This is a genomic window from Prevotella sp. ICM33 (genome assembly GCF_000517825.1).
Classification (GTDB): Bacteria; Bacteroidota; Bacteroidia; order Bacteroidales; family Bacteroidaceae; genus Prevotella; species Prevotella melaninogenica.
Map to the genome: position 1 here is coordinate 70,444 of NZ_JACD01000007.1, position 26,824 is coordinate 97,267.

Here is a 26,824-nt window from a genome sequence, read left to right on the forward strand (position 1 = left end):
ACTCCGAAAGAAGTTCAGCCTTTTTTGATTCATCAACCTTCTTCGTTATAAGAAGAATAACCCCTTCCCTTTGGGAAAAGGCACCCTTTCTATAAGTCGCTTTACCCTTATATGCGTTCTTATTAAGCCTCCGCACCACATGTGTTAGGCGTCCGCACATAACGTGCTAAGGCTTCGCACACTCGTAGGAGAGGGCAAGACTTCTCCTATTTTGTAGTATTTTCTTTCTTACAAAGGCTCATTCCAGAAATATAATAGACCGTTGGAAGTGGCTCTTTTAGATACAATTCCACATCATATTGATTACAACTATCAGAAAGGTCATAGTCTGAAAGTGAGAAAGAACGCTTAAAAGATCTCCCCTTAAAGCTAAAATAAATATGATCTACTCTAAAAGTTGAAAAGCCATCTAATGGTACTTTATAAATCTTTTCGGGCAGATAATACGACCTTAACATCAGAGTGAGCCCAACTACTGTCCAACAAATACATGCGTTATTAACTATAGCATCAAAGCCCTTCGATGCTATCAACTTATCATATAGGACTGCCACAACCGTAACAACAATAAAGAGTCCAATATCATAATATGCCACCACCAGAAATCTCTGATAGATAACATAACATCCCATTATCAATAGCAACGAAAGGAAATTACGTAACTTACCCAACTTCGCTTTACTAAATAGTTCCTTCATTCTACCTTACCTACAATGTTATATCTATGGATTGTATCGTAGACTCGCCACAAATACGCTCCTCACATAGTCCTAAATATTAATCAATCCAAAACAAACACCTAAGACAAACATGTTCCCTCGAATGCGCACTTCATCAACAACCAAAATTCAACACCCAACACCTAAACACCAAACATGTTCCCTCAGATGCGCACTTCATTAACACCTAACATTCAACACCCAACACCTAAACACAAAACATGTTCCCCCAGATGCGCACTTCATCATCACCTAACATTCAACAGCCAACACCCAAGCCAATATTTACACATCATCATCACCCAAAATTCAACACCTAACACCCATATTCAACACCCAACACCCAACACAGGCACCAAATACTTTGCTAAGCAATAACCTCCACCGATCAGCCAGAACCATAGGATTGCAGCCAAGAGGAAAGGCTTAAAACCTGCTTTCTTAAACTTATCAATACTCGTTTCAGCACCAAGCGCAGACATAGCCATTGTAAGCAGGAAGGTATCGAGGGTATTGATAAAGTCGACAAGCTCTTTTGGAAGTAAGTTCAATGAGTTGAAACCGATGACCACAAGGAAGAGGATAGCAAACCAAGGGATGTTTATATTACGACTACCACCAGCCTCATCATCTCGCTCAGCAACATTCTTTGCAACAAAGAAAGCTATAACCAATAACACTGGTACCAACATCATCACACGAATCATCTTAACAATAATGGCTGAATTGCTCACTGCAGCACCCATGGCATTACCTGCACCGACTACATGAGCCACCTCATGAATCGTAGAACCCGCAAAGATTCCCATTGCATCGGGTGATAAATCGAAGACACCTGCACGATAAAGAATAGGATAAAGGAACATTGAAAGTGTTCCGAAGATTACCACCGTCGCTACCGCTACAGCTGTCTTATAAGGCTTCGGACGGATAGCACCGTCGACACCTAACACCGCTGCGGCTCCACAGATACCACTTCCACAAGCTGTCAAAAGAGCTATACTGCGGTCCATCTTCAAAAGTCTACCTACCAAAACACCCAAGAGAATCGTTCCGCATACAATAATTGCATCCACAATGATAGCAGGGAAACCCACAGCCACCACGTCTTGAAAGGTCAAACGAAAACCATAAAGGATAATTCCAAAGCGCAAAACACGTTTTCCACAGAAGGCAATACCAGGCACCCAAGTGTCTGGAAGGTTATTGCGAAGACTGTTGGCATAAAGCATACCCAAGATAATACCAACAACCATCGGACTCAACGAAAGTGCTTTCACCCATCCCATATCACCGATATAGAACGCTGCACAGGCAAACAAAGTAATCAGCAGTACACCATGAAGCATACTACTGCGCTGTTCTGTTAACTTCATAGACTTATTTTATATATAGACAAAATTTGAATTTTCATGCTTCGAGACCACAAAAGTAATAAAAAAACGAACCATATAAAAAAGGTATCGCATTTTTTATCACGAATAAAAGAATTTATTTTCATGAACAAAAATATCTCTTTTCATGAAGAGAATTATTTTTCCCATGAAAAGAATTCTCACAGAGAAGCATGTTTTTTTATCTCTATAGATTTTAACTCTTGTCAATACAGCTACAAAGCGTTACAATTTGTAACGGTTTCATTTCCTTCCTTTCTGAGACGATTCTTTAACACTCTCCAGTATGTTTGTGGATTTTTGCTATCTGTTAAGACAGCCACTACATCTACAACAGAAATCAAGCATATCATTTTAAGAAACCAATAGGCATCATAAAACCCATTAACTAAACAGCTCGCGCATTACCTGAAAACTTTTTAGCTCAGGCATATCAGGCACATGAATTCGATAGTAATGCAATACTATATCAGAAATACGATTACGATTGTGACGAGAAAGACGGAAAAGGTGCATATTCTCATAGTCCATACGAATCAATTGATTAATACCCGCGGCATCAACAGGGAGTAAATAATCAGAATGAAGAGGTGCACTCGCAGTGAAGGTTGCATTGCGAAGATCAAAACAAGCACCCGCCTGATAGGCATCGAGATTAGGGAAGAAACCTATGAAACGACTCAAACGCATCATAAAGACAAGGTGGAAGTTGGCATAATCATGTTCAGCCTCATCCAACCATTCCATACTCGCACATATATAATTATATAGGTGGGCGTTCTGTTGCTCACCACGCGTGACATAATAAAGGAATTCAGAAAGGAAAAGAAGTATAGCCGACTTCACAGGGTCAAAAGGTATAGAGCCGTAAGGACGAAGGATACGCACTTCCTTTATACGCTGCAAAGAAGTTCGCGGACGGTAATCAAATTCAAGGTCGAGTAAGGTCAGCGGTTGAAAATACTGCTTCTTAATCTTCCCTTTTGCCGTCTTAGGAATGCGCGTTATAAAAGAAATACGCCCCTCTAACTCGGTAAACATATCAATTATTAGTGATGAGTCACCAAACTTCAGAGAACGCAAAACAATTGCCTTTGACTTCAAAATCATATAAAAAACAATGCAAAAATACAAAAATACAGCCTCTTACGAAAATTTATTAGCAAAAAGTTTGGTTGATTAAAATAAATGGGCTACCTTTGCACCCGCAAAATCAGCTATGGTCCCTTCGTCTATCGGTTAGGACGAGAGATTTTCATTCTCTAAAGAGCAGTTCGACTCTGCTAGGGACTACAAGTAAAATAAAAGAAGAAAACAAAGATGGCAAATCACAAATCATCATTGAAGAGAATCCGTCAGGACAAGGTTAAGACCTTGCACAACAGATATTATGCTAAGACTATGCGTAACGCTGTTCGCAAGTTGCGTAGCATGACGGATAAGGAAGAGGCTGTTAAGCTCTACCCTGTTGTACAGAAGATGTTGGACAAGTTGGCAAAGACTAACGTTATCCACCAGAACAAGGCAGCTAATTTGAAGTCTGCTCTCTGCAAGCACGTAGCTGCATTGGGATAAAAAAATACTTTCAGTCATAGCTGAAAAGAACAATAAAAGCCGTAATCCTATTGGGATTATGGCTTTTTGCATGTTATATATACTTGTTTGATGTATAGACAGAGCTTCACCAAATGGGATAATTTTCAATTTGCTGTCACTGCTATCATCCACTGTAAACACCTAACTTATTCGTTTACAGGGGAGTAAAAGAAGTGTTAAAAGTGACAGCAAATTAAAATAAAAAATATTACGTGTAAGACAGCTGTATTTACGATAAAGCGAAATAAATCTTCTCTGCCATATCTACAGCCTGCTTGATTCTATCGCCCATACCGATACCATCTTTCAGATTACCAATAATATGTAAACTTGGATAAGCACGTTCTACGGCATCAATAGTGCGAAGGCGAGCATCCGTTTCGGGCATATATTGTGGAATAGCATGACTGTGCCTATAAATACGAATAACATCGGCTCGGGTACCTTTGGGATATCCCAACATCGTATGAAGGGACGTATTAACCAATTCTGTCAGTTCTTCATCTGTCTTATTGAGATATTCAGGATGACAAGCACCACCAACGAAGAACGCATAATTAGCTCCTTCCTTAGGCGAACGCCCCTGAAAACAAGCGGAAGGCATAAGGATTCCCAACACATTCTGTTTTTCTTTAGACGGTACTAATCCGCCAAAGGCATTCCAATGTACATCCCCCGTATTCTTCATTCCTACTCCTATCTCAATCACAGGAGCATAATAAAGATTGCTTAAATCGTCAAGTTGGTCCTTAGGCAAGAAGCTCAACAACTTTGGTAAGGCATAAGCAGGACAAGTTGTAACAACCTGCTCAGCTACTATCGTATTCTTACCCCAAGATAGTTTCCACTTATCTCCTAACGGCTCTATACTTAGGTCTTTGCAATTCGTTAGGATTCTCTCATCACCTATCACTCTCCCTAACGCAGAAACAAGGCTACGGAAACCGCCACGAGTAGAGAAGACTGCCTTTGTTGCACGCTTTTCCCTGTCCGTTTTCGGTTGTTTTGCAAGTGCTATAGCTCCTTTGATAAAACTCCCATAACGCTGTTCTAAGTCGTAGAGTTTAGGCAAAGCAAGGCGAGTTGGTAATTGATAAGGATTACCAGCATACACGCCAGAAAGGAAAGGGTCGACTGCATAATCAACAAAAGACCGTCCCAAGCGTCGTTCAGCAAGGCTTCCCACACTCTCGTTAGGGTCTGTTCCCTTCTTACGCCATGGCTCACCAAGGATGCGGAACTTATCTTTCAGCGTGAAGAGAGGAGTTGTGATAGCAGACCAAAGTCCAGAAGGTAGGGCATGGAAGCGTCCATCCTTCCATATCAAACGACATTTAGCAGAACTCTGTGCCACCTCCAGCGTACAATCATCGCCTAACATATCGAAGAGTTCAGCCACTTCAGGGTATTTAATAGTACCCGTACTCGGTCCTTGTTCCATCACAAAGCCATCAACCTCTTCCGTCTGCATAAGTCCACCGATACGGTCGGTAGCCTCCAAGACCACTACATCTTGACCTTTACGACGTAGATAAGCAGCACAAGTAAGACCAGTAAGACCTGCACCAACAACAACTATCTTTCTTTCTTCCATAATATTAATGCTATATAGATTCCCCTCCCCTGTTTCTCTACCCAACGATAAGGAAGGGTAAAACTTTTATATCGGCTTAGAAAACTTCTTATCCGTAGCCACCATCATCGGATCAAGCACAGCAGCCACAGTACGAACAAAGGGATTCCCCTCCCCTGTCATCTCCAAGGTATTCTCTGTCAAACAAAGAATACCATCTCTTTTCATCTCTTGCAGACGTTCAACATCATAATTGATAGCACCTTTCACGTCAGCTACCGACACTGCAAGGTCTTCCGCAATATGTGTCCAATCAAGATGATAGTTACACATCAAACGTTCAATTACCTCACGTACAATACGCTCTTTGGGCGTTAATTGGTAGCCTTTTCGGATAGGCAATGTACCCAAAGAAACCTCTGAAATATATTCGTCTATCGACTTTGTATTCTGTGCATAGGCAGTCTCTAATTGGCTGATACCCGTCACACCAAAGGCATACACCTGTCCAGTTGTGCGACGAGTGCAATAACCTTGGAAGTTTCGATGTAATCTATGAGATTGCAAAGCCTCAGATAGCTCATCATTAGGAAGTACAAAATGATCCAAACCAACACTAAGATAACCTGCCTCATGCAGCACACCTTTAGCTTTTTGGAACATCAAAGCCTTCTCTTCAGTATCAGGAAGACCAGCCTTTTCAAGTATAATCTGACGTTTAAATATCCATGGGCAGTGTCCATAACTAAATGTTGTAACACGGTCGGGACGCATTGCTACAGCACGCTCTATCGTCTTCTTAAAGCTATCCGATGTCTGAAGTGGTAAGCCAAAGAGGAAATCCATATTAATATTAACACCCGCACTACGAAGAATTGATACTATTTCCTCTGTTGGCAATTCTGAAGGCGTACGATTAACAAGCCTCAACACCTCTCCATTGAAGTCCTGTACGCCTAAACTAAAACGATTAAAACGTGCATCCAACAGTCCTTGCCAGTCCTTTGCTGTTAGATAACCTGGATGACATTCTATGGCTATCTCAGGCTGTTCTATCGTAGAAAAGAGCGACAGCAGATGCTCATTCAGTTCTTTAAGAACACTTACAGGCATAGCAGTTGGACTACCACCGCCATAATGAATCTGCGATATACGTCTACTTTTATCTATATGCTTTGCAATGAGATCTATCTCCTTATGCAACGCTTGCACATAAGCTTCAACACGTTCTTCCTTCGCCATAGGGTAAGAGTTGCAGCCACAATAATGACACAGACGCCGACAGAAAGGCATATGAAAATAAAAGGAAAGATTCTTCTCACGCACCTCGTTGCTATAATCAACCTCCTTCAAAAACTCTTCCCCAGTAAAAGGTCGGAAGAAGTTAGCTGGTGGATAACTCGTATAACGAGGTACAGATACATTGTATTTATCAATCAGTTCTTGCTTCATTCGTCGAAATAAATTATATGACAAAGGTACGAATACCTCCTAACATAAACAATCCTCATTTATAAGGAAAGCACAATAGGCTTACAAGCCTAACTTTACTATGATATAATCTGAATAGGTCATTAGACCATAATACGTGATCGGTTTGGGGCAAAGCCACGTTCTTCTGTAAAGGAACACATGGTTTATTGTTCCTTTTTAAAGGCTGAGAGAACATAAATAAGGCTGACGATAGCCACCACTGTCTCAGCTATATAAAGACCACGATAGTCGAAGATATGTGCCACCGTTCCCGCCAATACCGCAACAAGCAGACCGCTTACATGACTAATAACAATTTGTATGGTAAAGTCAGTCCCTTCTCTACCAGGACGTACGCATCGCATGGCTGTAGTGTAAAGAACCACAGTTGCCAATCCGTAACAAGCTTGAATATAAATGATTCCGATGACAAATGCAGTCTTGTTAAAGTCGGCAAAAGTCATTGCAAGGAAGTAGATAGGTGCCAGTATAATAAGTCCTGCAATGATAATACGAGCCTTATAAATTCCAATTCGCCGTATGAGAACTCCAGAAAACCACGCCATAACGAAGGAAGCAGCAGTTCCGACGATACCCGTAAGGAATCCTATCTCCTTCATATCGTACCCCTTATCAACGAGGTAAGGACGCAACATGGAAAGAATACCGATGATTCCCATATAATACAGCAGCAAGAAACCTATCTGTGGCCATATCTCCTTACGTCCAAAGAAGCTAAAGATGTCAGTCCACTTCGCACGCTCTCTTGGTTTCTCATTCTCTATCTTGATATGAGGATTAAACATTAAAGGAATAATCATCATACAAACAAACAAGGCTAAGCAGGGTACTACAACATTCCAACCATAGCTTTTCAGTAAGATAAGCAAGACTCCTCCACCAATAACAGCACCTCCGAAAGCTCCCATAGACTGCATACTATTAAGCATACTATGGTCGTGCTTCTTAAAAGAAAGGATGGCAAGCGCGTCTGTAGCAATGTCTTGCGTAGCCGAAGCAAGCATAGAGATAAACGCCAGAATGACTACAAGCATGATTTCTGAACGTACATTAATCAGCCCTGTGGCTAAGAGTGCAACGGCATATATCAACTCTGTAGCGATAATCGTACGTTTGTAGTCACGCACTGTTACGCAGTGGCGGTCAACAAAAGGCGACCATAGGAACTTTATTGTCCATGGAACTCGGACAAGGTTTAGCAATCCAATGGTTGCAAGACTATATTGTCCTTCTCTCATGATAACCTGTAAGGCTGTCATAAGAAAGGATGACGGTACCATCTGTGCAATATATAGACAGAAGAACGTACCAAAACTTAGTTTCTTTGATGAAATGCTGTTGAACATGTTGTGAATTATATAAGTAGAGCAGCGTGTTACATATCATGAGAAAGGACTTTAGGAGAAGTGAGCTGAATTAGCTACAGCATCCTTTTTCTCCTACCCTTTATCCTCTCCTTAGAATGTCATGCTGAGGGAAGTACCAAAGGTAAGAGGCTTACCCTTCTGTGCATAGTTACCAGTTGACATCTTGAAACTGTACGCTATATAGTCAGTTCCTGCCAGATTCTTACCCCATAAATCCCATGTGAATATACCTTTTGTGAGACTAACCTTTGCGTTAAGCGTTGCATAGAAGTTCTGGCGTACAACGTTATCATCAGCCCAATAGATACGACCGAGACCTGTTAAGCCTGCATTAACGACAATCTTATCAAACCAACCTGCCTGCAAAACGGTGTAAGTCCCATCCATTGAGAGTGTGTGGTTAGGCACCATTGGAAGTCTATTACCCGAGAAATCCTCTGTAGCACTCTTCTTATATTCCAAGTAACGAGCGTGGGTGTAACCATAGTTCATACTAAACTGTAAGCTCTTTATTGGATGATAAGCAAATGAAAGTTCGAATCCTTTACTATCCGTATGTCCTGCATTCGCAATTAGATTACCCACAGCAGGAATAGTATAGGTAGTCTGCATGTGTCGCCAATCAATGTAGAAAAGATCTGCTTCAGCTGTCAGTCGTCCATTCAAGAACTTCAATCGCGCCCCTACCTCGTAATTCCAGCTGTATTCTGGGTCGTATGCACGCTCTGCATCGGTCTTAAAGATAGTGTTAAATCCGCCTGGCTTATAACCACGAGTGACACTCGCATAGTAGAGATTGTCCCTGTTTGTAAGATATTGAAGCGTAAACTTAGGAGTGAACTGGCGGAAGTTTGCACTACTAACAAAGTCCTTCACATGTGCATTAGCACCTGTTGTTAACGTTACCTTATCTTGATTGTAGTCTATCTTCGCATGCTCATAATCGAAGCGTAAACCAACAGTTGCCGATAAACCCCTCCATATATTATAAGAGCTCTGGTGATAGATTGCATAGCCTGCTGTAGGATTTTTATAGGAAGTTGGAGTCGAGAAATCCTTTGTATAATAGCTTGTTTCTATAAAGGGGTCAGAATGGAGTAGCATACCAAACATACCAATAATCCACTGGTAACGACCTTTATCATTCGATTTCAAGGTTAGCTCTTGTGAAAGCATATTCTGATGATAACTATTATCAGCATAGAAGAGGTCCTTTGGTGTGAAATCTTGGTCTATCCCCTGATGTGATTTGATGAATTGATAAGATGTCTGACTATTGAAACTAATACGACTATTCTCATATCGAGCATTAAGACCTGTTGTTGAAATCAGACGTTTGTAAGTGCTATTGCGGTTATAACTAATAGGTGACAGTACATCTTTCGTAAGGTCATATGGTGCATATGGATAACCATTCTGCTTACTATGAGTAAGCGTACTATTGAGATGAATAAGCCAATTCATGGTTGGTCGCCAGTAAAGTCCGAGGCGTCCTTCAGCCTCATTCACCTTATCTGCCTTATTATTCAGGAACTGATTGATGAACATACCATCATTATGATGATAAGAAATAGCACTCGACAAACCAAGTTTATCAGTCAGCTTAGAATAGTTAGAAACCTGTGCTACAACATCGTTATACATTCCATAACCTACTTTTATACGCGTCTTCTGATAATCAAGAGGGTTATGTGTGTAGACATTGATAACACCTGCTATAGTGTTACGGCCGTATAAGGTTCCTTGCGGACCTCGAAACACATCTACAGCAGCAATATCACTAAGGTCAATATTAAATGCTGACGACTCAAAATGAGGCACACCATCTACATAGAAACCCACGGCAGAACCCTTCGTCTTTGCTCCGATACCACGAATAAAGATAGGTGTGTTAGCATATGAACCATAGTCGGGCATGTAAAAGTTAGGCATTACTGCCGTTAATTCCTTCAAGTTCACAATTTGTTGGTTCAGTAATTGCTGACTGTTAATGGTTGAAACTGCAATAGAAGTTAGGTTTCTCTTGTTCTGCTTGAAGTCAGTAACGACTACTTCGTTAAGTGATACATCTGTGTTCACTACTGAGTCTGGAGTCACTCCAGCTACCCCGCTAATAGCAAGGGATGCAAATAATAAGGTATTTAACATAAGGATGGCTTTTTGTTAATGTTTTTGTGGTGCAAAGGTACAGATAATGACTTTTTCGAACAATCCTCATTTATAAGGAAATTAAATATTACCACTAAAAAGAATAAAAGCTAATTATCAGCACAAAACAGCAATTTGATATGCTTTCTTTTGTGTTTTTTGCAGGTTTTTATTTTCAAATATAAAGGAAAAAGTGTATCTTTGCATACTATAAGAACAATCGAAAGAAAATGGCAGAAAATCCAGAAAACGAGAATAATTACTCCGCCAGTAACATCCAGGTATTAGAAGGCTTGGAGGCAGTACGCAAGCGTCCTGCTATGTACATTGGTGACATTAGTGAGAAGGGACTCCATCACTTGATTAACGAGACCGTCGATAACTCTATCGACGAAGCAATGGCTGGCTACTGTCAGAACATTGAGGTTACAATCAACGAGGACAACTCCATTACCGTTGAGGATGATGGTCGTGGTATCCCTGTTGACATGCACGAAAAACTTCACAAGAGCGCCCTTGAGGTTGTTATGACAGTGCTCCACGCAGGTGGTAAGTTCGACAAGGGTTCGTATAAAGTCAGCGGTGGTTTGCATGGTGTGGGTGTTAGTTGTGTAAATGCGCTCTCTACACACATGAAGTCACAGGTGTTCCGTGATGGTAAAATCTACCAGCAGGAGTATGAGAAGGGTAAGCCTCTCTATCCTGTAAAGGTTGTTGGTGAGACTGACAAGACAGGTACACGTCAACAGTTCTGGCCAGACCCAGAGATTTTCACCACTACAGTTTTCCAATGGCCTATCGTAGCACGTCGTATGCGCGAGTTGGCTTATCTCAATGCTGGTATTAAGATTACACTTACCGACCTTCGTCCAGACCCAGAAACAGGCAAGACACGTACTGAGGTCTTCCATGCTAAGGATGGTTTGAAGGAGTTCGTTCGTTACGTTGACCGCCATCGTCAGCATCTCTTCGATGATGTTATCTATCTCAAGACTGAGAAGCAAAACATTCCTATCGAGGTGGCTGTGATGTACAACACTGATTATACAGAGAACATCCACTCATACGTTAACAATATCAACACTATCGAGGGTGGTACTCACTTGCAGGGATTCCGTGCCGCATTGACTCGTACATTGAAGACATACGCTGACAATGACCCACAGATTTCTAAGCAGTTGGAGAAAGCTAAGATTGAGATTGCAGGTGAAGACTTCCGTGAAGGCTTGACAGCTGTTATCTCTATTAAGGTTGCAGAGCCACAGTTTGAGGGTCAGACAAAGACCAAATTAGGTAACAGTGAGGTTTCTGGTGCCGTTCAGCAGGCTGTTGGTGAGGCACTGACCGATTATCTCGAGGAGCATCCTAACGAGGCAAAGATGATCTGTAACAAGGTTATCCTTGCTGCTACAGCTCGTGTTGCAGCCCGTAAGGCACGCGAAAGCGTACAGCGTAAGAACGTGATGAGTGGTGGTGGCTTGCCTGGTAAGTTGGCTGACTGTTCTAACAAGGACCCTAAAGACTGCGAAATCTTCCTTGTCGAGGGTGATTCTGCGGGTGGTTCAGCTAAGCAGGGACGTGACCGTTATACACAGGCTATCCTCCCTCTCCGTGGTAAGATTCTGAATGTAGAGAAGGTTCAGCGTCATCGTGTATTCGAGGCAGAGTCTGTTATGAATATCATTCAGTCTATCGGTGTACGCTTTGGCGTTGAGGGAGAAGGCGACTTTGAGGCAAATACCGATAAACTTCGCTATGACAAGATTATCATCATGACCGATGCCGACGTCGATGGTTCTCACATCGACACACTGATTATGACGCTTTTCTATCGTTATATGCCAAAGGTTATCGAGCAGGGACATCTGTATATCGCTACACCTCCACTCTACAAGTGTACTTATAAGAAGGTAAGCGAATACTGCTACACCGAGCAACAGCGTCAGGCTTTCATCGATAAGTACGCTAATGGTGTTGAAGATGCAAAGGCTATCCACACACAGCGATACAAAGGTCTTGGTGAGATGAACCCAGAACAGCTTTGGGAGACAACTATGGACCCAAAGACACGACTCTTGAAGCAGGTTACTATCGAGAATGCTGCTGATGCAGATGAGATTTTCTCTATGCTGATGGGTGATGATGTTGAGCCTCGTCGTGAGTTCATCGAGAAGAATGCGACCTATGCTAACATTGATGCATAAGCTTTTCTAAGTAGATTCTACACAGCTTCTAAAGCTGAAAACATAAAGAAACTCCCTTTCTCACAAAACGAGAAAGGGAGTTTTTATTTTCTCCTAATTATCACCTATAATCGCTTATTATCGCTTTTATTACTATGAATATTGTTCTTTTTCCCACATAAACTTTTCGAAAGAAGAAATAAATGAGTATATTTGCAAATTCAAAACAATAGGAAAATGAACAAAAAGATAAGGCTTCTCGAAGTTAATGTAGCACAAGCAAAAGCTGTCTATCCTGAAGGTAAATTTATTGATAACGACCTTATTCTCTTCGAGGATATTACGCAAGTACCACTTCCTACCAATCCTTCTCGTATGAAGTCTCTCTTTCTTGCCCTCTGTACCAGCGGTCATGCACAATATACTGTTGATACAAAGATGCACGAGGTGGGTGCTGGGGACGTCATTATCATTAGCGAAGAACAGGTAGTTGCCGACTATATGCTCTCACGTGATTGCAAGGGAATTGCCCTCATCATGTCTTATGACTTCTTTCAGAACATTGTAAGCGGAGTTCACGAACTGTCTGCTCTCTTCCTCTTTGCCCGTACGCATCCTGTTTTCCACCTTGATAACAATCAGGCAAAGGCATTAGAAAACGACATTCAGCATATCAAGGAGAAGATTATTGATACTGGTCATCGCTTCCGTCGTGAGTTAGTTATGACAATGCTAAAGGCACTTATCATCGATATGAGTGATATCATCTATCGCTTCCAACAAGTAGGAGAAGCAGGACAGACTCGTGCTGAAGCTATCTTCCGCGACTTCATTCAGACTGTGGAAAAGAACTATCGTACGGAAAGGCGTGTCAGTTGGTACGCACAACAACTGTGTATCACATCTAAATATCTCTCTGAAACCGTGCGTACTGTCAGCAGACGTACACCAAGTGATTGGATTGACTCCTACGTTACACGTGAGTTACGCGTGATGCTTAGAAACAGTACGATGAGTATTAAGCAGATTGCTGATGAACTAAACTTCGCCAATCAGAGCTTTATGGGTAAATACTTTAAGGAACATGTGGGCATGAGTCCATCGCAGTTTAGGAAGAGTTGAGAGCTATTAGGCTTATTAGCCTTATTAGGCTAATTGGCCTAATAGCCTAATCACCCCAACAACTGCTCAGCTACCTCACACAATTCATCATACCACTCCTTACCAAATCTACGAGTAAGGGGTTCCTTCAAAAACTTATAAAGGGGAAGATTCAGTTCTTCTCCTTTTTTTCTTGCGTCGGCGCAGATGCGCCAGTGATGGTAATTAATACCACAAGTACCATTCCCAAAGTCTTTCACTCTAACTGGATACAACGAACAAGAAATAGGTTTTACGAAGCCTGTCTTGCCATTACGGTAGGAACGCTCCAAGGCACAAAGACAACAACCATTCTCATAACAAGTGAAGACACAATCCTTACCACCAACGATACTCGTCACCAAATCGCCCTCTTCATCGGTGTAAGCGACACCCTGTTTATCTATGACCGACTGCCCAGAAGCTGACAAATCACCCCAAACAGTATCAAGGACATTCTCAATCTCCATTGTCTCGTCCAAGGTTACAGGTGCACCAGCATCTCCCTCAATGCAGCACTGACCATGACATTTATCAAGGTCGCAGCAAAACTTCACATTGATTATATCTGGTGAGACAAGCACATCACCCACCATGAATATATGATCATACGTATTACCCATCTTTCTTAACGCTAAATTATTTCATTTCTGACTATGTCTTGCCGTTCGCTCAACAGCATCTTCTCACTAAAACGGAACTCCCTTCCAATTTATTTTCACGTAAATAATTCCCTCCTAACATGCTTTTAGAGTGTCAAAGAGCTTTGACTATTATGCTATTCTTATTAGAGTTATTAGGCTAATACGCCCCATAAGCCTAATAACAACTAACTTGTCAACCCCTAAACTCGTCAACTTGCCTACTTACCACTCAATAGGTTGCGCCCCACAAGAGGTCAAGTAGGCATTACAACGTGAGAACTGATGCTGTCCAAACCAGCCTCCACGGTTAGCAGAGAGTGGCGAAGGGTGTACACTTTCTATGACACAATGTCGTTGCTGGTCAATCAGTGCCTTCTTACTACGCGCAAAACCGCCCCAAAGCATAAAGACTAAGTTCTCTCGTCCATCACTAAGTGCCTTGATAGCTGCATCGGTAAAGGTTCCCCACCCTAACCGTTGATGACTATTGGCAACATGTGCACGAACAGTAAGTGTAGCATTCAGCAAGAGAACTCCCTGCTCTGCCCAACGTGTTAAGTCGCCAGACTGACGGATAGATGTACCCAAATCTGCAGCAATCTCCTTATAGATATTCTGCAATGAAGGTGGAAGCTGTACCCCATCAGGCACGGAGAAGCTTAATCCCATCGCCTGTCCAGGCTCATGATAAGGGTCTTGACCGATAATCACAACCCTTACTTTATCGAAAGGACAAAGATTAAAGGCATTGAAAATCAACTTTCCCGGAGGATAACAAGGGAACTGTGCATACTCTTGTTTCACCTGCTCAACCAACTGCTGAAAGTAAGGTTTCTCAAACTCTCCACTCAGTTGCTGTGCCCACGATGGTTCTATCTTTACACCCATAGCTATGATTGTTATCTGCAAATGTAATAAGATTAAAACAAAGATATAACTTATCACATCTTACTACATGCAGTTTTGTTACTACAAAAGTACGATAAAGTTCTGATAACAACAAAAAAGTCGTGCCTTTCGACACGACTTTCTTATTTTTAAAGCTAAACTATTACTTCTTCTTTGGCTGAGCCTGCTTCTTGCAGCAGCTACCAGCCTGTCCCTTCTTGCAGTCCTTCTTTGCCTTGTCGCAAGACTTAGCAGACTTATCACAAGCCTTTTCCTGCTTCTTGCAGCAGCTACCTGCCTGCTTATCACAAGCCTTCTCAGCTTTCTCATCACAAGCCTTACCTGCCTTATCGCACTGCTTACCCTTCTCTACCTGCTCATTTGGAGCCTTATCACACTTCTTTGAACACTGATTCTGTGCCTGTGCACTAAGTGAACATACGCTAAATGCTACTACAAATGATAATGCTATTTTCTTAAAATCCATAATCTTTTACTGTTTAAAAATTATACATTAATATCTTTAAAACTCGGAAAGGATATAATCCCTTATGGGCGCAAAGGTAATGAAAAAAGAAGTTTCAACTGCAAAAAAGATTCATTCTGTTTATAAATTTTAGATTTATTAAAACCTACTTGTTTGTTTAGTGAATTTATGTAAACTACAATCTTAATCGTTCTTTTTCCTTACCAACAAACAAAAAGAGGTTCTTCCGTTAAATGCATAGACACTTTTCGTATTGCTTTAAAGGAAAAACCGAAGTTACTCATTAAACAAAAACATAGCTAAGACAGTCAAGTATCTATCCTATTATCGTCCTCCTTCATTGAAAATATTTCCAATTTAAGACTTCGAAAATCTGCAGACAAGCGTTTGAAAAATCATTACATAATTTTGAGTAAGACATCAATAAATAACGGTAAAATCACATACAAAAAACAGGTTTGTAATCAACAGGAAATCAATTAGTTATAAATCAGTAAAGTAAAAGGTGCTTAATTGCACTTCAAAAGGGCGTTAGTAAGAGGCTTAAAGGGCACCTTTTGCAAGCCAATTGGGCGTCTTTTAGAAGCTAAAAGAGCATGTATTGGTTTTGAATTGCATGAAAATAAATTACAAAACTCGACTAATGAGGGAGTAAGTTGTATGTAGAAAGCAGATAGACATCGCACCTAATTATATTTGTCATGTAGTTTATCCCCCGTTCTTAAACCATCCAATAGGAGGTAATCATACTGGTGTTGAGTGATGGTTGTTGGGTGTTGAGCCTTTATAAAACTATATTATTGGGGGTAATCATACCCTATATGTAGATTAATCTCATTCTATTAACGATCTACACTTTTAACGGAAGAACACAAAAAGAGCCGTGAATAAACACGACTCTTTTATCTACAATTAAATAATTGTTTCTATTTAAGCAAATTATTTCTCCTTCTTAAAGAACGCCTTAACCTTTGCCTTGTCCTTGTTATAAGTGTTCTTGATTTTCTGTCCGTCCTTAGCAAGACCTTGCTTAACCTTTTTTACGCCAGCCTTAACCTTTGCCTTGTCCTTACGATATGCGTTTCTTACTTTCTGCTTATCCTTAGCAACATCCTGCTTTACCTTTGCCTCATCCTTACGATAAGTATTCTTTACTTTCTGCTCATCTTTAGTAAGACCGTTCTCAGCCTTCTTTACATCAGCATTGAACTTTGCCTTATCATCCTGATAAACCTTATTTACCTTCTCCTTGTCCTTAGCAAGGTCTGCCTTAACTCTCTGCTTGTCTGCGTTGAGCTTTGCTTTCTCAGTAGTTTCAGCCTTCTTAACGGCAGCACCTACCTTCTGTGCCTCAGCGTTTAACTTAGCTTTCTCCACACCCTCTGCATGTTTAACATCAGCACCTACCTTTTTTGCCAACGTGTCAACACGCTGCATGATAGTCTCATGAGGTTTTTCTGTATTGTTGGTCTGTGCTTGTGCGCTAAGAGAAGAGAGTCCTGCAAGGGCTACTAATGATAATACTAACTTACGATTCTTCATTGTCTTTAATCTTAAAAATAAATACTAATACCTATATAATATTAGAGTCGAAATACGACTCACGGCAGCAAAGGTAATAAAAAAACAAATCCCAAAAGTCATAAAAGACCTTTGGGATTTGCCTAATTTAATATAATTAACCTTTGATTAATCTGTAATAAGATTTTCACCTGTCATATCTGCTGGCTGTTCTAAGCCCATAATATGAAGGATTGAAGGAGCAACGTCAGCCAAACGACCATTCTTCACTGTTGCAGAATTGTTGTTTGTAACATAGATGAATGGTACTGGGTTGAGTGAGTGAGCAGTGTTTGGACTGCCATCCTCATTGATTGCGTTGTCTGCATTACCATGGTCAGCGATGATGATCGTCTCATAATCGTTAGCCTTCGCAGCCTCAACAACCTCCTTTACACACTGGTCAACTGCCCATACAGCCTTTGCAATGGCATTATAAACACCTGTATGACCTACCATATCACCATTAGCAAAGTTCACAACGATGAAGTCATACTCCTGTGTATTGATAGCACCAACAAGTTTATCCTTCACCTCGAAGGCACTCATCTCTGGCTGCAAGTCATATGTCGCAACCTTTGGAGAAGGAACCAAGATACGGTCTTCACCCTCGTAAGGCTGCTCACGACCACCATTGAAGAAGAAGGTTACGTGTGCATACTTCTCTGTCTCGGCTGTATGAAGCTGCTTCTTACCGAGCTTGCTGAGGTATTCACCTAATGTATCCATTACGTTCTCCTTAGGGAAGAGAACATTCACGTTCTTAAAGTTTGCATCGTATGGAGTCATACAGTAGAACTGCAGATCCTTAATTGTGTGCATTCCCTCCTCTGGGAGGTCCTGTTGTGTGAGCACAGATGTCAACTCCTTAGCACGGTCGTTACGGAAGTTAATGAAGATAACTACGTCACCCTCCTCAATCTTACCATTCACAGAAGAGTTTGCGATAGGCTTGATAAACTCGTCTGTCACACCTTCTGCATAGCTTGCCTCAATCGCCTTAACCATGTCAGTAGCCTGTACGCCCTTACTCTCAACGAGCAAGTCGTATGCTTCTTTCACACGATTCCAACGCTTGTCACGGTCCATTGCATAGAAACGACCAACGACTGAAGCGATATGTGCATCATTCGCATCGCAAACCTTCTGAATCTCAGCAACGAAACCAACACCACTCTTTGGGTCTGTATCACGTCCGTCCATAAAACAATGAACGTAAACATCCTTGAGGTTATACTCCTTACCAATCTCGATGAGTTTGAAGAGGTGATCAAGTGAAGAGTGAACACCACCCGTAGAGGTCAGACCCATCAAGTGGAGTTTCTTACCATTCTTTTGTGCATAGCTATATGCATTAATGATATCTTGGTTCTTCAAGATGTCACCGCTCTGGCAAGCCTTGTTAATCTTAACGAGGTCCTGATAAACAATACGACCTGCACCTATATTCAAGTGACCAACCTCAGAGTTACCCATCTGACCATCTGGCAGACCGACATCTTCACCTGATGCCTGCAACTCAGAGTGTGCACTAACTGCATTCAAATAATCTAAGTATGGAGTTGGTGTGTTATAGATTACATCACCCTTACCATGCTTACCGTTACCCCATCCATCAAGGATCATCAATAAAGCTTTCTTTGCCATAATTATTCCTTTATTTTTGTTATTATCTTCGTTTATTACCTATTATTATTTTTGTTACTGCAAAGGTACGATAAAAGAATAAGATGGGTGCAAAAAGCCATTGGAATTTTAAGATAGAAACTTATAGAATCTTAAGTATTGTTTCGTCCTAACCTACACTGGATTACTTAAAAACATAGTCTTGCTTAACATTAGACTATCAATTATGCCGATTTCATCGGTATTACCCCCTACAACGTGGCTTTATCTCCTCACAAAAATATCTATATCCAAAAACAAGATTGCCGATTAAACTATTATTCATTCTTATCTCAACTGAAATTCTACAGCCTTTACCATCCACAAACATTTCTTCGTTCGATCCCTCCATTTCCATTTTGGCATTAACCTTAAAACACGCAGAACTTCCTTGTCAATCAATGGGTCTACAGAACGCACAATAGAAAAATGATCACACTTTCCTTTGGGGTTAATACAGAACTTTACTACCACCCTCCCCTGTATACAATTTTCCATTAAAGATGGGGGATAATGAAAGTTAGAAAAGATAAACTCATTAAAATCTCCCGGAAAGAATGGGAGTTCTTTTAGAATAAAAACGGTATCTTGCCAAGCCTTTTTAGACTTATCTGGCAAGGTAATAGCCTTCGTATTACACATATGTTTCTGTTGGTATTTCATTTGGCTACTGTACGTAGCATAAATACTACCTACAGTCATCAAAGATAAAAAGAATATAATCAAAAACTTATTCATAATAATTATATACGTTTAAAAGTTCGTTTCCTTGCTATATAAATAAAAAAACGGCTTACAAAAAGTGATGACAACATGAGCAATTTAGGCTTATAATAATCTGAAAGTGACAGGCACAAGCTGCCAAACTCCCTGCTTCGGTCTTCTTTCCCACTCCCACGCTGGCATAAGTTTTAGTACGCGAAGTGCCTCTCTATCCAAAAATGGGTCTACAGAACGCATAACCCTGAACAGACAGCAACGACCAGAGGGAGTCACAAAAAACTTTATAATGACTCTTCCTGACACTGTGCTTTCTGCCAATTCAGGCGGATATTGAAGATTTGATGCGATGAATTCGAGGAGATTACCTCGGAACGAAGGCTTCAAACCCTCGGCGGTTTCAAACATCTTTGCCCCTAAGGTGTCCACATTCAATGTATCATAACAAAGAGCAAAGGCTGGTTCAGCACAATAAGGCTGCTCAGTTTGCTCCTTTTTCTTCGGTTTCATCGTTCTTTTATGCTTCTGTGCATTGATATTACTAACGACTACAAAACTTAAAAACAGGACTAACAACAGTTTCTTCATCATAACCGTAGACTTTTATTGTTGAGCTTTTTACTTCTTAAAATAAACTGGCAAGACATACCAAGTACCACTTCCTTCCATAGAACTCATATTCCATTTTGGCATTAACTTCAATACCCTTAATGCTTCAGCATCGAAAGATGGATTCAACGAACGGAGCACCTTAAATTGAGAACAGCTACCGTCGCGGTCTATATAAAACTTGACAACCACCCTCCCTTCAACGTTCTTGTTCTTACGACCGGCTGGCCATACAAGGTGAGTACGGAGGAATTGTTGAATATTACCTGGGAAAGATGGCATTGGAGGAATACAACAGATAATCTTCTCGGGCATTTCTTTTTTCACTCCTAAGGTATCGATTGTATCTTTCCGAACCTCATTTTCATAAGGTTTCATCGACATATTCTTCTGTTGGGCAGTAACAGTTCCTTCCATACAGATACTAAGTGACATTGCTAACAAAATTCGCTTCATCATATAAACCTTTTGTTTTATTCTCCTTTACAGCTACTAAACGCAGCCTTTCGAGGGATTATTATAAACAAACTCCTCACTTTGAAGAGTCTTGTGAACATTCTTAAATTAAAACCTGCGCCAACGCTTAAACGCAATCACGTCGCCGCAGGTTTATGAAATGCAGATGACATATATTGGAACTTATTGTCGATGCAAAGGTAAAGAAGAATATAATGCAATGCAATAGCCCCATTAGAGTTGACACATGTAAAACAAGTTAACATTTGACTATCAATAATTTACAACTAACAACTTCACTTCTTTGACACAATAAAGCTTATAAAAGTTCCCTCGTTTTCGCACTTTACCAACCTTTAAGGTAGCTTTTCATCCCCTTTCTTCCCACCCTAATTTGGCAATACGCAGTAGAATGTGTATCTTTGCAAATATGAACAAAAAACCGATTTTATTACTGATTACTCTTTTGACTTTGCTTTCATGCAGCCAAAGAAAACTACCTAACTATCCTGCAACAGACGATGGAATCACTCGGATGAGGCTCGACAGTGCTGCTTTCTTCATGGCTAAGCATGACACAAGGAATGCGATGTATCAGCTAAAATCGGCAGAAAAGCACCTTTTCAACGTAACAGAAGACTCTTTGAAGTTTGCTACATACTATCGTATTGCTCTATTGAATGCCCAAAATGGTGCTTATAAATTGGCACTTGACTACTTCGCCCATACTGCTCGCTATGCAAATGATAGTAAGAAGAGTCACAGACTGACGGATATTTACCTCGGTAAAGCCTCTGTTTTCAACCAAATCGGACAACGCGACTCTGCTCTGCTGTACGTAAAGAAGGCTGAATCCTTCAAGCCTCGTATTCGTAAAGACCAAGAGAAGAGTATTAATCAACTGCGAACACGCATTGAAAAACATCAAATTTTATCGGTTTCACCGGAGAAAGATATTGAGATTATACAGATACAAGACCGTTATGAAGTGGCTATCGCACAACGTAAAGCCTTACAACTTCAACTCTATATCGCTTATCTTGTTATCATCTTGATACTCCTTACATCTGGTATCGTTGTATGGTTCCGCCGTCGTATGCGCCAACAGCTACATACCTATCGCAGACAACAAGAGATGACAGAGCAGAATATTCAGCAGTTGCTCCGCCGAAAAGATGCAACGATAGATGAGATGAAGGCTGAAGTTGACAGTAAAATCAATCAGTTAGAACAGTTGAAACAGAAAACTCCTACACATAATGGAGACACAAAAACAGCCGATTCCATCGAACAAACTAAGTTGGGAATAGACGTGCTCTATACCATTCTAAAAGGTGGAAATATCTCACAGATGGGTAAACGTGAACAGCAGGCTCTCAACGCTATTATGCCTAACTTCGACTACGACCTTGCCTATATCCTCAATAATCCCCGCTATGCGTTCACTCCTAAGGAGACATTCTACTATATAATGGAACACAACGGGATGACCGACGAGCAGAAAGCTGATGCCTTCTGTTGTACATCACAAGCCATCAGATCGATTAAAAGTAGAATGAAAAAGAAGATGGAAAAGTCACAAGAAGAACTTCCTGAAGCAGATATAGAACTTGCAGCAGAGGATAAATCAGCCTCATGCCTACCACACCTTCATCATTAAGTTGTAACGAACAAAGGTACACAGGTGACTATTTGATGAAGGTAGGTTTGATGGTCCTCTCAGCCAACGAGGGTTCAAGTAGAGTCCTCGAGCTGACTGCAGAGTAAGCCTTTCTTATTCTTTAGATAGGTATTATTCCCATGCAGAGTAGAAATCTATAATCGCAATAATGTAAGTGTGTGTGTGGCATATCACGAATCATAATTAAAAAGAAGAATATTTAATGATGAGTAAGTTATCGGTAATTCTATGGTTATTATTGTTTGCGACAACATGTGTTGGGCAAGATAATTTAAGTAATAATAGTGACAAGGATACTTTAAGATATAAGCGATTTGATATTGAGGAGTATAAGACGTTAGTAAGAAAAAATCCTACTGCTTATCGTATACGCAAAGAAGGAAAGTTGGGTGAGCTTATAGAATTAGAAGATGAATACGTAAATAACTCCTTTGCTGGCTTTCGAGAGTCTCATACATATAGAGACTCTCCATACGAATATATCTATCTGTATAACACAGTGGGAAATATAACGGCATATTGTGCATATCTTTATCAAATGCCAGTAGGTAAAGGATATCAATTCGATGGTCATGGACATGAAGTAAGATGTGTAGATTATGATTTGCCTTATAAGTTTAGCATAGATTCATTAAAAGTAAAAATGTTGCACCAATATGGTATTAATCTCATGGATAAGAAGGAAGTGTATAGTGTAAGACGTTATGAAGAACGAGAGTACATTAAGCGACCGATTTATATAGTCTGTGCTCATTGGAAAGATAATCGGAATAACATTTATCTCATTGATGGGATTAATGGAGAAACATTATATACCCAGAAGGCTGTTGAAATAATTCGGGATGATTCTCCTACTGATTGGAAGAGTATAGAGGAATTATATCATGACTCTAAGAGTTCCTCGTCAATACCAATGCAGCAATAATGTTATTGGGTTGTATTTCCTAATAAAAGAATAAGTTATGGGTATATTTGATTATTTCTTTAGTCATGCTAAACAGAAGCAAGATAAACCTATTAGGGATAAAATAAAGAATAGGAAATTCTTTAGCAAGATGTTGATAGAAACCGCGAAAAATAAAGGTGAAACCGAGAGATTAATATTGGAAGCGAATACCAACAAAAGGTTAGATACCGTATACTTACATTGGTCATTAGGGGAACAGTACATCTCTGAAATAGAAATAAGGTATTCTATGGATGCGAATATGATGGAATTAAAACGAATATATTCAAATTCTTTGGAGTATTTTATAACGGGTCTTGCTATTGAAGACCCAATATATTTTGAAATCCTGAAACGAGTTTCGTTAGGTATTCTACTAAATGTTTCCTGTGCAGAGTTTCAGCAGCTTATTGATTATGTGGAACGGGTAGATAATCAGGCAAAGCCAGCTGATTGGACTCCAGACCTTTTACTCTGGTTTATGCTGAACTCTCGAATGGGCGAAGATAAGAAACAAACGCATGTAAATAAGCTTGCCTTCCCTAAGTTGTATAAAGGGCTTTTCAAATTAACACAGTTGTCTGATGCGCAAGCAGCGAAGAAAGCTTTGATAGATTACATCGGGAAATGGTATAACTTGAATAAGGATGCCCCTTGGTATAATAATCATTTGAAAACAAGCTGTTATCGTGGTTACTGGGCTTGGGAGGTCGCAGCCGTAGCAAAGATACTGCAGATAGATGATTCCGACCTAAAGGATAATCCATATTATCCTTATGACATGGTACATTGGGAAGAAGACAATACAACTAACGATGAGTAAAAATGATCAGATTCTGCTTTCACCTTGTAATATACGAAGCAGTAGACTTTTCTAAATTAGGAAGTGATAGCATCTATTATGATCAGAATATAGTACATAATATTACAAAAATAGTTTTATTTTCTTTTGCTGTCACATTTAACATTTCTCGTAAGTATGCTGTTAATTAACGACTTAAATGATTCTGATAGGTGACAGACATGACAGAAAACTTTATTTATAGATTCTTGCTTTGCTATAGAAAGAGAATGTCTATCATTCTAAAGTAGATTTTCATTTTCAGTAAGAATGATAGACATTATCGTATAGGAGTCAATCGATGTGGATTTTATTACTTCCTTTCTATTAATGGTCGTTGATTGGAGGGAGTTGGTACATTCATGTCTTCGAGACTCTTGGCAGCATATTCTCCCATCATCTTATACCCTTTAGGGTTAGGATGTAACCAATCGCCAATCTGCCATTCTTTACGCAAACGGTCGGGTGATGACGGATCACGCATAAGTGCATCAAAGTCGATGAAACCGTCGATTTCATGGTTTGTTCTTATCCATTCGTTCACCGTCTTACGTGCTGCATCACGTGCCTCTGTAAAGTAACCTTTGCAGCCATTAAAAGGAGTTATTGTCCCCATATAGACCTTCAAGCCACGCTGGCGAGCCTTCTTAATCATCACTTGATAGGCTTCTATCAACTGGCGAGCAGTTTCTTCTGGATTGGTTGACGTACCGATATCATTAATAGCCTCGAAGATGATTACTGCACGAAGTCCTCTTTGTCCCAATATATCACGATCAAAACGCTCCTTTCCTGGCTGTCCTAAACCCACAGAGAGGATACGATTATCCCCAATACCAAGATTCAATACACCCGTTTTCGGACTCTTCGACTCATGTTCTCCATTCAGTACGGCAGACATAAAATCAGGCCAACGGTCTTGTGCATTTGTAACACAACCCTTTCCATCGGTAATACTATTACCAAGGATAGCCACACTGGAAGCAGAGGCATCAAGAACATCAATAGCAGAAATATTAAACCAATGGTCCTCTTTGAAAGCTGTTGAGAAATCAGTATTAGCATTTGTCACACCACGTAATATATAAGATGTAGTACGCGAACCCATGTGAACAGTAGGTTCTTTTGGTGCTTTAAGATAGTTAATCGTAATTGACAAACGCTCCAATGGTTGTAAATCGAATTTCAACGCATCTGAAAAGGCAGCCTTACCAGCAGGTATCGTTACCCGACGTTTATTATTAAAACGGAGATACTTAGCTGAATTCTTCTGTATCTCTGACCCTTCTCCAGCCTTTGCAATATAAACACTGGTAATCTCAACAGGCTCAGAAGACAGTTCATTACTCAACTGCAAACGAATAACAGGGCCACCGATACTCACCTTCACGACCTGTCGTACGGAGCGATTCGTCATTTGGTTATTATAAGGCATAAAACCCTTATCAACTGTCTGTGGCGCACAAGCCCATGTACCTACCCAACGTTCTTGCTGTGCATAAGCGTTGAATGTGATAAAAAACAATAAAACGAATAAAATCTTACGTGTAAACATTTTCCTGAATTTTAAACCTCCCAAGCTTCTCGCACTATCTCTAACTAAAAGAGAACATATTTCTATTAATGGAAGGTTAATGATAAATAATGATAGTTTGCAATGAATAATAGAACAAAGAATAAACTTCCTACTTCTGCAATAGTTGGTTTGACGAATCAATAAGACTTTCTATTTCCGCTCTCAGATATGCCTTAAAACCATCACCCTCTATGATTTCTATATCTTTAAAGAGTCCGAGAACGAAACGACCTAAACCACGATAATCGCATACTTCTATATCTAAAAGCCACGAGCCATCCGCATTCGGAGTAATATAATGCGCCCCTTGTGGGTATTCTTCCTTAAAGAGATTGTGGGATAACTGCCCTAAACGTAACTTCACACGATATCGTTCCTCACTACTAAACATAAAGATATCCGTAAACACCTGCCTATGCTTGTCTTCATGTAACCACGATGTATCCAGTATTTCCACACTCGTCATGCGAGAAATCTTAAATGTCTTATTTTGTTTTGACACCAATTCATGACAGCGTACATCCTCATTATTATGCAACAAAAGGAAAGGCTCTACAAGACGATCCTTAACAGAGTGACTATGTGGACTTGAATAACCAATTAAACGTACCGTCTTCTTCTCTGCCATGGCCTTGCGTAGCAGTTTCAGGTTACTCTCCATTTGGCGACGAATGGGTGACTCTGCAGACACAGAGAAGTTATAAGAACTTTCCAACTTCTGCCTTAGCTGGTTCACCATCTCACTATCATTACCAGCCATTGTCAGTACACTATGTATCGTCTTCACATCCTTATCTGTAAACTGAATCGTCTGTAACAGCTGTGTGAAGAAAGGAGAGCGACGATCAATATGATAATAGCCCTGATTCTTAAATACGATAAAACCTGCATGCTTGATGAAGTCGAGTAGGTAATAGAAATTCCTACGCGACAAGTTCATCCGCTCACACAGTTCTTCAACCGTATAATTGCGTCCATCAGACAATAGAATCAAGAGTTCTAACTGCTTCTTTAATTTATCGAATCTCATTCTTACAATGAATAGACATATGATATATAACGCAGAAACAACACTTTTATTAATCTCTACAGCACTTTTTTATGCCGAATCATATCTAACCACTGACACTATCCTCT

23 protein-coding genes are annotated in these 26,824 nt (G+C 40.3%); 6 read left to right on the plus strand and 17 right to left on the minus strand.

Going from position 1 to position 26,824, the window contains the following annotated elements:
* Positions 1–206 precede the first annotated feature (206 nt).
* The 3 genes from HMPREF1505_RS01650 to recO all read right to left on the minus strand — a co-directional run bounded on the left by HMPREF1505_RS01650 (position 207) and on the right by recO (position 3,223).
* Positions 207–698, minus strand: coding sequence for a hypothetical protein (locus tag HMPREF1505_RS01650; protein ID WP_036921550.1), 492 nt, complete (start codon positions 696–698; stop codon positions 207–209).
* Positions 699–1,048: 350 nt separating this feature from the next.
* Complete coding sequence (locus tag HMPREF1505_RS01655) at positions 1,049–2,095, minus strand: YeiH family protein (protein WP_036921553.1); 1,047 nt, start codon at positions 2,093–2,095, stop codon at positions 1,049–1,051.
* A 402-nt stretch (positions 2,096–2,497) separates the two neighbouring features.
* Positions 2,498–3,223 (minus strand): DNA repair protein RecO, encoded by a 726-nt coding sequence (gene recO / locus HMPREF1505_RS01660; protein ID WP_036921555.1) that lies wholly within the window; start codon positions 3,221–3,223, stop codon positions 2,498–2,500.
* Positions 3,224–3,433: 210 nt separating this feature from the next.
* On the opposite strand from recO, the gene rpsT reads away from it, so the two are divergent.
* Positions 3,434–3,688: a 30S ribosomal protein S20 gene (rpsT, locus tag HMPREF1505_RS01665; protein ID WP_004358670.1), complete on the plus strand. Its 255-nt coding sequence runs from the start codon at positions 3,434–3,436 to the stop codon at positions 3,686–3,688.
* Positions 3,689–3,938: 250 nt separating this feature from the next.
* Here rpsT and hemG read toward each other — a convergent pair whose 3' ends face one another.
* The 4 genes from hemG to HMPREF1505_RS01685 form a co-directional block, all read right to left on the minus strand.
* A complete protein-coding gene (hemG, locus tag HMPREF1505_RS01670; protein ID WP_036921558.1) occupies positions 3,939–5,303 on the minus strand; it encodes a protoporphyrinogen oxidase in 1,365 nt (454 codons plus the stop codon).
* Positions 5,304–5,369: 66 nt separating this feature from the next.
* Positions 5,370–6,734, minus strand: a complete 1,365-nt coding sequence (gene hemN, locus HMPREF1505_RS01675; RefSeq protein WP_036921561.1) for an oxygen-independent coproporphyrinogen III oxidase — start codon at positions 6,732–6,734, stop codon at positions 5,370–5,372.
* 185 nt (positions 6,735–6,919) lie between these two features.
* The gene (locus HMPREF1505_RS01680) at positions 6,920–8,122 is read right to left on the minus strand and encodes an MFS transporter (protein WP_036921564.1); all 1,203 of its coding nucleotides are present in this window, start codon (positions 8,120–8,122) and stop codon (positions 6,920–6,922) included.
* A gap of 111 nt (positions 8,123–8,233) precedes the next feature.
* Positions 8,234–10,291: a TonB-dependent receptor gene (locus HMPREF1505_RS01685; RefSeq protein ID WP_036921567.1), complete on the minus strand. Its 2,058-nt coding sequence runs from the start codon at positions 10,289–10,291 to the stop codon at positions 8,234–8,236.
* 230 nt (positions 10,292–10,521) lie between these two features.
* On the opposite strand from HMPREF1505_RS01685, the gene gyrB reads away from it, so the two are divergent.
* Together gyrB and HMPREF1505_RS01695 are read left to right on the plus strand one after the other, a co-directional pair.
* Positions 10,522–12,495 carry a DNA topoisomerase (ATP-hydrolyzing) subunit B gene (gene gyrB / locus HMPREF1505_RS01690; RefSeq protein WP_036921570.1) on the plus strand — a complete coding sequence of 658 codons (1,974 nt, stop codon included), beginning with the start codon at positions 10,522–10,524 and terminating at the stop codon, positions 12,493–12,495.
* 216 nt (positions 12,496–12,711) lie between these two features.
* Positions 12,712–13,596 (plus strand): helix-turn-helix domain-containing protein, encoded by an 885-nt coding sequence (locus tag HMPREF1505_RS01695; protein WP_036921573.1) that lies wholly within the window; start codon positions 12,712–12,714, stop codon positions 13,594–13,596.
* A gap of 50 nt (positions 13,597–13,646) precedes the next feature.
* On the opposite strand, the gene HMPREF1505_RS01700 is transcribed toward HMPREF1505_RS01695, so the two are convergent.
* The 8 genes from HMPREF1505_RS01700 to HMPREF1505_RS01735 form a co-directional block, all read right to left on the minus strand.
* Positions 13,647–14,237, minus strand: a complete 591-nt coding sequence (locus HMPREF1505_RS01700) for a DUF3109 family protein (protein ID WP_036921576.1) — start codon at positions 14,235–14,237, stop codon at positions 13,647–13,649.
* 243 nt (positions 14,238–14,480) lie between these two features.
* On the minus strand, positions 14,481–15,146 hold the full coding sequence (gene ung, locus HMPREF1505_RS01705) for a uracil-DNA glycosylase (RefSeq protein ID WP_036921578.1): 666 nt from the start codon (positions 15,144–15,146) through the stop codon (positions 14,481–14,483).
* A gap of 163 nt (positions 15,147–15,309) precedes the next feature.
* Positions 15,310–15,633, minus strand: a complete 324-nt coding sequence (locus HMPREF1505_RS01710; RefSeq protein ID WP_036921580.1) for a hypothetical protein — start codon at positions 15,631–15,633, stop codon at positions 15,310–15,312.
* 939 nt (positions 15,634–16,572) lie between these two features.
* A complete protein-coding gene (locus tag HMPREF1505_RS01715; protein WP_036921583.1) occupies positions 16,573–17,175 on the minus strand; it encodes a hypothetical protein in 603 nt (200 codons plus the stop codon).
* Positions 17,176–17,322: 147 nt separating this feature from the next.
* A complete protein-coding gene (gpmI, locus tag HMPREF1505_RS01720) occupies positions 17,323–18,840 on the minus strand; it encodes a 2,3-bisphosphoglycerate-independent phosphoglycerate mutase (protein WP_036921586.1) in 1,518 nt (505 codons plus the stop codon).
* Positions 18,841–19,146: 306 nt separating this feature from the next.
* Positions 19,147–19,596: an energy transducer TonB gene (locus HMPREF1505_RS12580; protein ID WP_051412288.1), complete on the minus strand. Its 450-nt coding sequence runs from the start codon at positions 19,594–19,596 to the stop codon at positions 19,147–19,149.
* A gap of 90 nt (positions 19,597–19,686) precedes the next feature.
* Positions 19,687–20,088, minus strand: a complete 402-nt coding sequence (locus tag HMPREF1505_RS01730) for a TonB family protein (RefSeq protein WP_231480319.1) — start codon at positions 20,086–20,088, stop codon at positions 19,687–19,689.
* A 108-nt stretch (positions 20,089–20,196) separates the two neighbouring features.
* Complete coding sequence (locus HMPREF1505_RS01735; RefSeq protein WP_036921590.1) at positions 20,197–20,646, minus strand: energy transducer TonB; 450 nt, start codon at positions 20,644–20,646, stop codon at positions 20,197–20,199.
* A gap of 409 nt (positions 20,647–21,055) precedes the next feature.
* Here HMPREF1505_RS01735 and HMPREF1505_RS01740 point away from each other — a divergent pair, with 409 nt between their 5' ends.
* The 3 genes from HMPREF1505_RS01740 (at position 21,056) to HMPREF1505_RS01750 (ending at position 24,093) form a co-directional block, all read left to right on the plus strand.
* Positions 21,056–22,303: a hypothetical protein gene (locus HMPREF1505_RS01740; protein ID WP_036921593.1), complete on the plus strand. Its 1,248-nt coding sequence runs from the start codon at positions 21,056–21,058 to the stop codon at positions 22,301–22,303.
* A 223-nt stretch (positions 22,304–22,526) separates the two neighbouring features.
* A complete protein-coding gene (locus HMPREF1505_RS01745) occupies positions 22,527–23,249 on the plus strand; it encodes a hypothetical protein (RefSeq protein WP_036921596.1) in 723 nt (240 codons plus the stop codon).
* Positions 23,250–23,286: 37 nt separating this feature from the next.
* Positions 23,287–24,093, plus strand: coding sequence for a PoNe immunity protein domain-containing protein (locus HMPREF1505_RS01750; protein ID WP_036921599.1), 807 nt, complete (start codon positions 23,287–23,289; stop codon positions 24,091–24,093).
* 331 nt (positions 24,094–24,424) lie between these two features.
* On the opposite strand, the gene HMPREF1505_RS01755 is transcribed toward HMPREF1505_RS01750, so the two are convergent.
* Together HMPREF1505_RS01755 and HMPREF1505_RS01760 are read right to left on the minus strand one after the other, a co-directional pair.
* Entirely contained in the window at positions 24,425–25,666 is a 1,242-nt protein-coding gene (locus HMPREF1505_RS01755; protein ID WP_036921602.1) for an SGNH/GDSL hydrolase family protein, read from the minus strand.
* Between the two features lie 130 nt (positions 25,667–25,796).
* Complete coding sequence (locus tag HMPREF1505_RS01760) at positions 25,797–26,717, minus strand: YafY family protein (protein WP_036921604.1); 921 nt, start codon at positions 26,715–26,717, stop codon at positions 25,797–25,799.
* Positions 26,718–26,824 lie beyond the last annotated feature (107 nt).

Bases quoted from the DNA above. Each gene is read 5' to 3' on its own strand.
- HMPREF1505_RS01745 (WP_036921596.1), top strand. From the start codon at position 22,527: ATGATGAGTAAGTTATCGGTAATTCTATGGTTATTATTGTTTGCGACA.
- HMPREF1505_RS01650 (WP_036921550.1), bottom strand. From the start codon at position 698: ATGAAGGAACTATTTAGTAAAGCGAAGTTGGGTAAGTTACGTAATTTC.
- HMPREF1505_RS01655 (WP_036921553.1), bottom strand. From the start codon at position 2,095: ATGAAGTTAACAGAACAGCGCAGTAGTATGCTTCATGGTGTACTGCTG.
- gyrB (WP_036921570.1), top strand. From the start codon at position 10,522: ATGGCAGAAAATCCAGAAAACGAGAATAATTACTCCGCCAGTAACATC.
- rpsT (WP_004358670.1), top strand. From the start codon at position 3,434: ATGGCAAATCACAAATCATCATTGAAGAGAATCCGTCAGGACAAGGTT.
- hemN (WP_036921561.1), bottom strand. From the start codon at position 6,734: ATGAAGCAAGAACTGATTGATAAATACAATGTATCTGTACCTCGTTAT.
- HMPREF1505_RS01710 (WP_036921580.1), bottom strand. From the start codon at position 15,633: ATGGATTTTAAGAAAATAGCATTATCATTTGTAGTAGCATTTAGCGTA.
- HMPREF1505_RS01760 (WP_036921604.1), bottom strand. From the start codon at position 26,717: ATGAGATTCGATAAATTAAAGAAGCAGTTAGAACTCTTGATTCTATTG.
- HMPREF1505_RS01735 (WP_036921590.1), bottom strand. From the start codon at position 20,646: ATGATGAAGCGAATTTTGTTAGCAATGTCACTTAGTATCTGTATGGAA.
- ung (WP_036921578.1), bottom strand. From the start codon at position 15,146: ATGGGTGTAAAGATAGAACCATCGTGGGCACAGCAACTGAGTGGAGAG.
- HMPREF1505_RS01740 (WP_036921593.1), top strand. From the start codon at position 21,056: ATGTGTATCTTTGCAAATATGAACAAAAAACCGATTTTATTACTGATT.
- HMPREF1505_RS01695 (WP_036921573.1), top strand. From the start codon at position 12,712: ATGAACAAAAAGATAAGGCTTCTCGAAGTTAATGTAGCACAAGCAAAA.
- HMPREF1505_RS01755 (WP_036921602.1), bottom strand. From the start codon at position 25,666: ATGTTTACACGTAAGATTTTATTCGTTTTATTGTTTTTTATCACATTC.
- HMPREF1505_RS01680 (WP_036921564.1), bottom strand. From the start codon at position 8,122: ATGTTCAACAGCATTTCATCAAAGAAACTAAGTTTTGGTACGTTCTTC.
- HMPREF1505_RS01730 (WP_231480319.1), bottom strand. From the start codon at position 20,088: ATGAAACCGAAGAAAAAGGAGCAAACTGAGCAGCCTTATTGTGCTGAA.
- hemG (WP_036921558.1), bottom strand. From the start codon at position 5,303: ATGGAAGAAAGAAAGATAGTTGTTGTTGGTGCAGGTCTTACTGGTCTT.
- HMPREF1505_RS01750 (WP_036921599.1), top strand. From the start codon at position 23,287: ATGGGTATATTTGATTATTTCTTTAGTCATGCTAAACAGAAGCAAGAT.
- HMPREF1505_RS12580 (WP_051412288.1), bottom strand. From the start codon at position 19,596: ATGAATAAGTTTTTGATTATATTCTTTTTATCTTTGATGACTGTAGGT.
- HMPREF1505_RS01685 (WP_036921567.1), bottom strand. From the start codon at position 10,291: ATGTTAAATACCTTATTATTTGCATCCCTTGCTATTAGCGGGGTAGCT.
- HMPREF1505_RS01715 (WP_036921583.1), bottom strand. From the start codon at position 17,175: ATGAAGAATCGTAAGTTAGTATTATCATTAGTAGCCCTTGCAGGACTC.
- gpmI (WP_036921586.1), bottom strand. From the start codon at position 18,840: ATGGCAAAGAAAGCTTTATTGATGATCCTTGATGGATGGGGTAACGGT.
- recO (WP_036921555.1), bottom strand. From the start codon at position 3,223: ATGATTTTGAAGTCAAAGGCAATTGTTTTGCGTTCTCTGAAGTTTGGT.
- HMPREF1505_RS01700 (WP_036921576.1), bottom strand. From the start codon at position 14,237: ATGGGTAATACGTATGATCATATATTCATGGTGGGTGATGTGCTTGTC.